General features: G+C 56.7%; 5 protein-coding genes. 3 read left to right on the top strand and 2 right to left on the bottom strand.

Annotated elements, in window-relative coordinates:
- The coding region (locus H6F43_RS00620) for a CBS domain-containing protein (RefSeq protein WP_190340104.1) at positions 1-761 on the top strand (761 nt) is incomplete at its 5' end.
- The gene (locus H6F43_RS00615; RefSeq protein WP_190340103.1) at positions 758-1201 is read left to right on the top strand and encodes an RrF2 family transcriptional regulator; all 444 of its coding nucleotides are present in this window, start codon (positions 758-760) and stop codon (positions 1199-1201) included. The genes H6F43_RS00620 and H6F43_RS00615, both read left to right, overlap by 4 nt.
- A gap of 21 nt (positions 1202-1222) precedes the next feature.
- On the opposite strand, the gene H6F43_RS00610 is transcribed toward H6F43_RS00615, so the two are convergent.
- Positions 1223-1651 carry a CU044_2847 family protein gene (locus tag H6F43_RS00610; RefSeq protein ID WP_190340102.1) on the bottom strand — a complete coding sequence of 143 codons (429 nt, stop codon included), beginning with the start codon at positions 1649-1651 and terminating at the stop codon, positions 1223-1225.
- A gap of 131 nt (positions 1652-1782) precedes the next feature.
- Between H6F43_RS00610 and cbiB the strand changes: the two genes are divergently transcribed.
- Entirely contained in the window at positions 1783-2754 is a 972-nt protein-coding gene (cbiB, locus tag H6F43_RS00605) for an adenosylcobinamide-phosphate synthase CbiB (RefSeq protein WP_190340101.1), read from the top strand.
- Between the two features lie 32 nt (positions 2755-2786).
- Here the strand turns inward: cbiB and H6F43_RS00600 are convergent.
- The coding region (locus tag H6F43_RS00600; protein WP_190340100.1) for a Sll0314/Alr1548 family TPR repeat-containing protein at positions 2787-3668 on the bottom strand (882 nt) is incomplete at its 5' end.

Below are 3668 nucleotides of genomic sequence, written 5' to 3'. Positions count from 1 at the left end.
TGCCGCTGGATGGTGGACAAATTCTGAAAGCGGCGGTGTGGAAAGCAACCGGCAACCGCTTCAAAGGAGTGCACTGGGCAGCGAAAACAGGTAAAATCCTGGGCTGGACCGCGATCGTACTGGGTGTAAGCGTGTCGCTGTACCAAGGCGACTTTAGCGGACTGTGGGTAGCGCTGCTGGGCTGGTTTGGTGTGCAGAATGCCAACAACTACGATCGCGTCACCACGCTCCAAGAGGCGCTGCTGAAACTCCACGCCACCGACGCAATGGCACGGGAGTTCCGCGTGGTCGATGCCAACCTGACTCTGCGTCAGTTTGCTGACCAATACCTGCTGGAGTCTCGCGCTCCAGTGTACTTTGCGGCGTCAGATGGGCGCTATCGCGGCATGGTGGCGATCGATGACCTCAACTACGTGGAGCGGAGCCAGTGGGAAACGGAAACGCTATTTCGGATTATTCAGCCGCTAGACTCGATTCCAACCGTAACTGAGGCAACCGCGCTAGTAGACGTGATTCAGTTGATAGAGTCCAAAGGGCTGCGGCAGGTGACCGTGTTGTCTCCAGCAGGAGCGGTTTCTGGCGTGATTGATCGCGGTGATATTGTCCGATCGATTGCTGAGAAAATGAACCTGGCGATCTCCGACAGTGTGATTCAGCAAATCAAGCAAGACGGCAGCTATCCGCCCGGATTTCAGGTTGGGGCGATCGCGCAAGCGGCGATAGAAGCCACTAGAACCGAGCCGCGCAAGGATGCTGCATGAAGCTGACGACTCGTGGACATTACAGCGTCAAAGCCCTTTTAGATCTGAGTTTTCAGCCAGGGTTTGGTCCTGCCTCGGTTAAAGTGATCGCTCAGCGGCAAGACCTACCTGCGCCATACCTGGAAAAGCTGCTAATTGAAATGCGACGGGCGGGTTTGGTGCAGTCCGTTCGGGGACCACAGGGTGGCTACCAACTGGCGCGATCGCCCGCTCAAATCACCCTGGGGCAAATTTTAGAAGCCGTTGGAGAAAGCGTAGAACCCCTACCTCGCCACACCCCTGACGGAGCACAAGCAGAGGATTGGGTAACCTTCACCGTCTGGAATCGCCTGCACCAAAAAATCAAAGACGCCCTGTACACCATCTCTCTAGAAGACCTCTACTTCGACGCCCGTAGCTGGCAAGCCTCACAGGGAGAAGCAATGAGCTTTGTCGTCTAATCTTCGCGTGTCTGCGGCGGCTCACCCTGCACCATTGGCATTGGCTTCCTCCTCAAACTTGGCATACGAGCATTTCACCGTAATCTTCAGGTTACTTTGCGCCTTGCCGCTGGCAATGTAGGGAATGCCTGCATCCGCGCTAAGGTTGACGCCAAACTCTAGCGTCACTTCGTCTACAGCAACACTCGCTGACGTGCCCAAATTCTTAAACGCATTCAAGCAGTAAAGGGTGTACGTGCGGATTGTGCTTTGCATGATCTGCATCGACTGGGCAGGATTTGCGCGCAGCGATGTCGCAAAGTCACCCATTCCCTTGGCACCTCCGCGCCGCTGCTCTCCGGCGTCTGGTGCAGAGGCAGACGGAACGATCGCTGACGTGTCGCTATCGTCCTGCGCCTCAATGTACAAAATGGTGCCGCTATCTAGTTGAACTGGAACAACTCGTGTCAAGATACTTCCTGCCCGTCAATGTTAAGAACACTTTGATCTTGCCCAAAGATTTCGGCTTTGCTTTGATGGGTCAAACCCCTCGGGAAGTGGGAAGTGTTCGCGAAGCGTCTCCGAAGGAGTTGGAGTGAAGAGTGGACCATAGGGCGGTGTTGGCGATCGCAGCGGGGCTAGATTACCTGATTGGCGACCCGAAGGGCTGGTGGCATCCGGTTCAGGGAATGGGCTGGACGATCAGTCGCTATACTCGCTGGGTGTTCGACTGGCTAAAGCACCCGCTGGCGCTGAGAGTCGCGGGTGTGGTTCTAGGAGTAGGACTGATTCTTGGTAGTGGCATTCTAAGTTGGGGATTGATTGCGGGCGCAGAACAGCTTCATCCGATCGCCAGGGCGGCGATTGAAAGCGTGGCGCTGACAAGCTGCTTTGCAGGTCGAAGCTTGCGGGCAGCCGCCGAGGACGTGCTGCGATCGCTCTCCACGGGTGATTTAGTCCGCACGCGCTCGATTTTGAGTCAGTATGTCGGGCGGGATACGGAGTCTCTATCTGAGGCAGAGATCCTGCGGGCGGTGCTGGAAACCGTGACGGAAAACGCCACCGATGGCGTCTTGGCTCCGCTGTTCTACGCGCTGTTGGGAGCTGCCCTGCCGGGAGTCGGCAGCGTACCGCTAGCAATGGCATACAAAGCGGCTAGCACGCTGGATTCGATGGTGGGCTATCGGGAAGCGCCCTACACGGATCTCGGCTGGTTCAGCGCCAAGCTAGAGGACAGACTAACATGGCTTCCCTGTCGGCTAGTGGTGCTGACGATCGCCCTGCTATCGAACAGACCTTTCTATGTTTGGCGGCTGTGTCGGCGCGACGGACCCAAAGATGCCAGCCCAAATTCAGGTTGGAGCGAGTGCGCCTACGCGGCAGCGCTGGACGTGCAACTGGGTGGAATCAATACCTACCGGGGCATCGTCAAGCACAAGCCTTTGCTGGGCGATGCCGCGCAACCAATTACAGTTGAGCACGTACAAAAGGCACTTCAATTGACCCGATCGTGTTTTCTGATTTGGTTAGCGATCGGGGTAGGGCTACTAAGTCTTGCAGAGGCGCTCCGCTGAAGCGCCTCTGCAAGCGATGCAATAGGCGTGGCTTACTGCCCGACGTTTTTCGATCGTTGCTGCGCCCGACCCAACTCTCGCTGGATTTGCTTCCTCATGCCAGCGGGAAGCTGGTCTCCTTTTTGCAGGGCTTGCTGGAACCACGTAATGCTGTCGCGGTTGTTGCCCTGTCGGACAAGGATTTGCGCCTTCAGGTACAGTAGCTCTGGATTGCCGGATGATTCCTGGATTGCCTGTTCGATCGCCACCAGCGCCTTATCTGGCTGGTTCAAATCCCGATAGCCCAACGCAATCCCACGATTCGCCAGGTAGCGGGGAGCAGCGTACTTGTCTAGTCGCTCAATGGCTTGAGAAGGACTCGAAAATGGCAGGTTTAGCGCCACAAACAAATCCATGTAGCCTTTAATCAGGCTCAACTCTGGGTCGTTTGGTGAAGCGGCTTCGGCAGCGTCCAGGTACTTAAATGCCTGCTGAATCTGTCCCAGAACTTGGGGCGTTCCTTTGACCGTGCCGTCTTTGCTGAAGATGTAAGCGCTCTCCAGAAAATGACCCACAGCAAGATACAAATTGCCCCGCAGCGGGTCCTTTTGGAGCATCGCTTGGGCTGTCTGACGGGTTTGCGCGGCGTAGATGCGGAACTGATCGAGGCGGGCATCGCGCTGGTCTGCGGACGCGCCTTGCCAATCCGTGTATGCCAGCGACGCTCGCAGCGCTTGAGTCAGCGGCTCGTTGGCGTCTGCCTGATTGAGATCTTTGGCAGCTTTCGTGTAGTTGCCTTGCCGGAAAAGCGCTTGAAAGGCAGCTTCGGTCGCCGGACTGATCGATCGCGCATTCGTGGTGCGGAAGGGATCTTTTGCTAAAGACGGACTTGCCCACAAGCCCACGGATACGAGCGCTGCGCTAGCGACTGGAAG

The organism is Leptolyngbya sp. FACHB-36, assembly GCF_014695955.1.
GTDB lineage: Bacteria > Cyanobacteriota > Cyanobacteriia > Leptolyngbyales > Leptolyngbyaceae > FACHB-36.
The sequence above is the reverse complement of the archived record's forward strand: the minus strand, read 5'-3'. Positions and strand labels throughout refer to the sequence as shown.

What these genes read in the sequence shown, in the direction of transcription:
- H6F43_RS00615 (WP_190340103.1), top strand. Translation starts at nt 758, where the DNA reads ATGAAGCTGACGACTCGTGGACATTACAGCGTCAAAGCCCTTTTAGAT.